This is a genomic window from Gynuella sp., assembly GCF_050297175.1.
GTDB lineage: Bacteria > Pseudomonadota > Gammaproteobacteria > Pseudomonadales > Natronospirillaceae > Gynuella.
Window position 1 is genome coordinate 45,215 of the sequence record NZ_JBNKSF010000020.1, and the last position, 6,000, is coordinate 51,214.

At 56.3% G+C, this 6,000-nt stretch carries 2 protein-coding genes (1 of these 2 running past the window's edge); both read left to right on the top strand.

Translation table 11 applies throughout. The features are described 5' to 3' along the window. On the top strand, positions 1 to 5,579 hold the 3' portion of the coding sequence (locus tag ACQY6I_RS08430; protein ID WP_428241033.1) for an amino acid adenylation domain-containing protein. The gene continues 1,075 nt to the left of window position 1, outside the view; the window shows 5,579 of its 6,654 coding nt (coding positions 1,076-6,654); its start codon lies beyond the left edge, outside the window; it ends in the stop codon at positions 5,577 to 5,579. Position 5,580: 1 nt separating this feature from the next. Beyond that, positions 5,581 to 6,000: condensation domain-containing protein (locus tag ACQY6I_RS08435; RefSeq protein WP_428241034.1), on the top strand; the 420-nt coding region annotated here is incomplete at its 3' end.

Below are 6,000 nucleotides of genomic sequence, written 5' to 3' on the forward strand. Positions count from 1 at the left end.
ATCTGGTTGGCTTTTTTGTCAACAGCCTGGTGCTGCGCACCGATGCTGGGTTCGAGGGGCGATTCAGTGACTATCTGGCCTATGTCCGACAGGTCAATATCGATGCCCAGGCCAATCAGGAAATACCGTTTGAACATCTGGTGGAAGTACTGAATCCGGCCAGAAGCACCAGCCATGCGCCGTTGTTTCAGATCCTGTTCAGTCTGAACAACAATGACCGCACTGACTCGGATATGTCCGCACTGGCGTGCTCGCCACTCGATCTCAGAGCACAACATGCCGATGCCGTCGTGGCCCAATATGACTTGTCGTTGCAGGTGCAGCATAACGCCGATGAGCTGGGCTTTGAGTTCGAATACAACACCGATCTGTTCAGCCCTGCGCGAATCGAAGGCATGGCACAGCATTTTATTCAGCTGTTGCATGGCATCGCAGCAGATCCACACACACCTGTTGCACAGCTGACCCTGCTGTCGGCAGACGAGCAGGCGGCTCAATTAAGCCGGCTGAATCATCGTCGTGAACACCCACAGGATGCCGTCTGTCTGCACCAGCTGTTTGAAATTCAGGCTGACCGGACACCCGATCAGATCGCCCTCAGTTATGCTGATCGCCAGCTCAGTTATCGCGAGGTGAACGAACAGAGCCACCGGCTGGCCGGTTATCTGGTCAGTCGTGGTATCGGCAGTCAGTCTCTGGTTGGTGTCTGTCTCGAACCGTCACCGGAGCTGATCATCGCCCTGCTGGCAGTGTGGAAGGCCGGCGCCGCTTATGTGCCTCTGGATCCGGCTTACCCGTCTGAACGCATTGATTTCATGGTCCAGGACAGTGGCGTTGCACTGATACTGTCGCAGCCGCAACTGCAACATCTGAACTTTGCCGCAAATGTGGAACGCGTGGATCTGGATGAAGCATGGTTTGCCGCCCAGACCACACTCGACTGGCAGTTGGCGAGGGCGTGTCGGGACGATGATCTGGCCTATGTCATCTATACCTCCGGTTCCACCGGTCAGCCCAAGGGCGTGATGGTGGAACATCGGGCGGTGGTGAATTTTGTGCACGGCCTGACCGGCGTACTGCCACCAGTGCCCGGCAATACCTGGCTGCTGGTGACCAGTCTGTCATTCGATATTGCCCTGTTTGAATGGTTCGGCTGCCTTGCCAGTGGTGGGCGCTGTGTCATTGCCAGTGCCGCGCAGCAGGTTGATGCCTTTGCCCTGAAAGCGCTGCTGGAAACCGAAAAGCCAGGCCTGATTCAGACCACACCATCGCGCTGGTCGCAGCTGCTGGATGCCGGTTGGCGCAACAATGCCCGGATAATTACCTTGTGCGGCGGTGAACCCCTGACCCGTAGCGTCGAACAACGGCTGTCCGATAACGCCCTGAGTTTCTGGAACTGCTATGGGCCGACCGAGGCCACGATCTGGTCGCTGGTCAATGAAATCAAACACGGTCACAGCGAACGGCAGCGTTTTGCCCTTGGTTACAGCCTGGCCAATTATCAGCACCTGGTATTGAGTCCATCTCTGACCCTGGTGCCCGATGGCAGTATCGGCGAACTGTATATCGGTGGTGACAGTCTGGCGCGGGGGTATCTGCACCGGCCGGAACTCACTGAATCACGTTTTATTGCCAATCCGTTTGCCGATCAGGACCCGCATAATCCACGGCTGTACCGCACTGGTGATCTGGTGCGTTACCACGCCACTGGTGAACTGGAATTTATCGGTCGGGTTGATGATCAGATCAAACTGCATGGTTTCAGGATCGAACTCGGGGAAATTGAGGCGCAACTGCTGGCGTTGCCAGCGGTACAGGCTGCCGTGGTGCTAGTGCGCGAATCGGCCAATGGTCTGCGCCAGCTGGTGGCCTATGTAGTGGCCCCGAATGCCCCAGAACCGGCACAGCTGCGCGAACACCTGCGCGCGACTTTGCCTGACTATATGGTGCCGGGGCGGATCATGACCCTTCAGGCACTGCCGCTGACTCCCAATGGCAAAGTGGATAAAAAAGCGCTGCCGCAGCCGGATACCGACGCTGCTGAGCAGGCATTCGTGGCCCCGGAAACCGAGTTGCAGCAGCAGTTGGCTGCTATCTGGGCTGACTTGCTTGGCATCGATGCCGCCGGGATCTCATTGCATCACCACTTTTTTGAACTGGGCGGACATTCGTTGTTGTCTGTGCGTCTGGTCACCGCGATACGTGAAGCCCTGGGGGTGGAGCTGTCGGTCCGGGATATTTTCAATTATCCGGTACTGGCTGATTTTGCCGCTTTTGCCGGGCAATGCCAGCCCGGTACCGTGCGCCGTGCCGTAATGCCAGTAGCGGCCGGTCAGGCCGATTATCCCGCATCGTTTGCTCAGCAGCGTTTATGGATCATCGACCAGATGGCAGGTGACAGCCGGCACTACAACATGCCTGGCGGTCTGCGGGTGCAGGGACACTTTAATGCGGATCATGCCGAGGCGGCATTGCAGGCCATCGTCGAACGTCACGAGAGTTTGCGTACCAGCTTTCACCATGATGATGGCCAGACCCGTCAGACCATTCATCCCACTGCCGGCTTTGAGTTGCAGCGGCTTGATGTCAGTGATCAGAGTGTGGAGGCACAGGAACAGGCTATCCGTGCGGAAGCGATACGACAGGTGGAAACCCCGTTTGATCTGACTGCCGGATTGTTGATCCGAGCCGTTTATATTCATCAGGCAGACGCGTGCGGGGTACTGATTTTCAACCTGCATCATATCGCCTCGGACGGTTGGTCCATGGGGATTCTGATCGATGAGTTTGTGCAGTTGTATCAGGCCATTGCCAGCGGGCAACCGCAGCCACTGCCAGCACTGCCAATTCAGTACCGGGATTACGCCTGCTGGCAGCATGATTTTCTCTACGGAGATGCCGCTGCCGATGTCGCCCTGCGCGAGCAGCAGTTGAGTTATTGGCAGCAGCAGTTAATGGGTGTGCCACCGGTGCACGAATTGCCGCTGGATAAACCACGCCCGCCACAACAGGACTTCAGTGGCGCGCACTATGGCTTCCAACTGGATCAACAACGCTCTGAACGCTTGTTGCAATATGCACGTAGTAACGGACTGACGCCGTTTATGGTATTGCACGGAGCGTTGGCTATGTTGTTATCGCGCTATGCCAATCAAACCGATGTGGTCATTGGTACTGTGGTTTCCAACCGCTTGCAGGCGGAGTTGGAGCCGTTGGTGGGCTTCTTTGTGAATACCCTGGCGTTACGAAGCCATTGTGATGGCGAGCTGACTCTGGATGAGTTCTGGCAACAACTGCGACAGACGGATATCGAAGCACAGGCCAATCAGGATCTGCCATTTGATTTCCTGATTGAGGCACTGAATCCGTCCCGCAATGCCGCCTATTCACCGCTGATCCAGATCATGTTCAACATGAACACCCACGATCGAACGCAGCAGGAAATCGAAGGACTGGTCTTTACGCCGCTGGAAAACTACGAAGCCACGGCCCAGTTTGAACTGACTCTGGATGCCACTGAAACCGACCAGGGTCTGGTGTTCGATTTTGAATATGCTACTGCGCTGTTCGAGGCCGATACCATTGCCCGACTGGCGGACCACTTCATCGTCCTGCTGACGATGTTGCCACAGTGTGGTGATCGCTTATTGAAGCAGCTGCCGATCCTCACGGATGCCGAAGTGGCGCAGCAACTCGAAACTTTCAATGCCACGCGCAGCGATTATCCACGCGAGCAGACCATCCATCAGTTGGTAGAGGTCAGCGCCGCGCGAGATCCGCAGGCATTGGCACTGGAGTTTGGGCACGATACTCTGAGTTACGATGACCTGAATCGTCAGGCCAACCGGCTGGCACACTATCTGATCGCCCAGGGCGTTCAGGCCGACAGTCTTGTGGGCCTGTGCGTGGAGCGTTCGGTCGATATGGTGATCGCCATGCTGGGTATTCTCAAAGCCGGCGCGGCCTATGTGCCGCTGGACCCGAGCTATCCGTTGGAACGGCTCGAATACATGCAGGTAGACAGCCAGATAGAATGGTTGCTGCAACAGGCCGATCTGACCTCCTTGTCAGCACCGCATACGGTCGTGCTGGATGACCCGGCATGGCAGCAGCAACTGCAACAGTACCCCGATCATAATCCGGATCTGCCGGCCACTGCGCAGCAGCTGGCCTATGTGATTTACACCTCCGGGTCCACCGGCCAGCCCAAGGGCGTATTGGTGGAGCATCGCAGCGTGGTGCGTCTGGTCTGTGACAGCGACTACGTAAAACTGACCCCTGCCGATGTCGTGGCGCAGGCGTCGAACAACTCGTTTGATGCCGCCACCTTTGAAATCTGGGGAGCGCTGCTGAATGGCGCGAAGCTGTCTTATATCAGTAAGAACGATCTGCTTAATCCGCTGGCGCTGAAACGCAGCCTGTTTGGTCAGCAGATCACCACGCTGTTTGTGACCACAGCGTTGTTCAATCAGGTATCGCAGGTGGCACCGGATACCTTCTCGCGCCTGACATACTGTTTATTTGGCGGTGAAGCCTACGACAAGAGCAGCATTGACCGGGTCATCCGTCGCGGTAAACCAGCGCATTTACTGCATGTTTATGGCCCTACTGAAAACACCACGTTCAGTACCTACCATCCAATTACCGCCATAGCTGATACCTATCCGATTGGTACGCCGATCAGACAAACCCAGTGTTATGTGCTGGATCAGTTCCAGAACCTGCTGCCGCTTGGCAGTGTGGGTGAATTGTATGTCGGTGGTGATGGTCTGGCGCGCGGCTATCTGAATCGTGAGGACTTGACCGCCGAGCGGTTTGTCGATCATCCGTTTGCGGCTGGCGAACGACTGTATCGTACCGGCGATCTGGTACGGATGGATGCAGACGGTGTGATTGAATACGTCGGGCGCGTCGATGCCCAGGTGAAGATTCGAGGTTTCCGCATCGAGCTTAGCGAAATCGAACAACATCTGCTGGCGATGGAGGCGATTAAGTCGACAGTGGTAGTGGCGCGTGAAGACGCACCCGGCCAAAAGCGTCTGGTGGCCTATATCGTGATCGATTATGACCGCTTCGATGAAGAAGACGAAGAGGATGAGGCGTTCGAGAGCGACCTGATCAAAGAGATCCGACTGCGATTGTCCGGCGCGTTGCCAGCTTACATGATGCCATCGTTCTTTGTGCCGATTGAGCGCCTGCCGTTGACCGTTAACGGCAAAATCGACACCCAAAGCCTGCCATTGCCAGACAGCATTGCCTCGATGGGGGAGTACGTCGCTCCGGTGACTGAAACCGAACAGACCCTGGTGGATATCTGGTGTGAGCTGTTGCAGTTCAACCGCGAAGATATGAGTGTGGCTGCCAACTTCTTTGAACTCGGCGGCCACTCACTGTTGGTGGTCAAACAGCTGGTACAGATCAAAGCCGCGTTCGGACTGGATCTCGATATCAAAGTTCTGTTCGAAACTGAATCCATTGCCTCTCTTGGTCAACACATCGACCGCCTGCTGGAGCAGCAGAAGCTGTCGCAGGAACTGTCGTCATTGGATCAGGACAACCTTGAAGAAATGGAGTTTTAACATGAGCCAGGTGATTTCGGCAGCGGACCTCATTCATACCCTGAACCAGCAGGGCGTCGAGTTGTATATGGATCAGGGAACGTTGAAAGCACGTTCCCGCAAAGGCCGGCTGACGCCAGATGTGGTGAAGCTGATCAAAGCTCATAAACCACAGTTACAGGCGCATCTGACGGCTACCGGTGGAAGCGTGCACCAACGCCCGCCGATCACTGCCGTGCCAAGAACCGGTGCGCCGATCCCACTGTCCTACGCCCAACAGCGGTTGTGGTTTATTGATCAACTGTCCGGCGGCAGTGCCCACTACAACATTCCCGGTGCGTTACGGGTACAGGGCCGCTTTGATGATCAGGTGGCCGAACAAGCCCTGCAACGCATCGTCGACCGCCACGAACCCCTGCGCACCGTATTCCGTCAGCGCGGA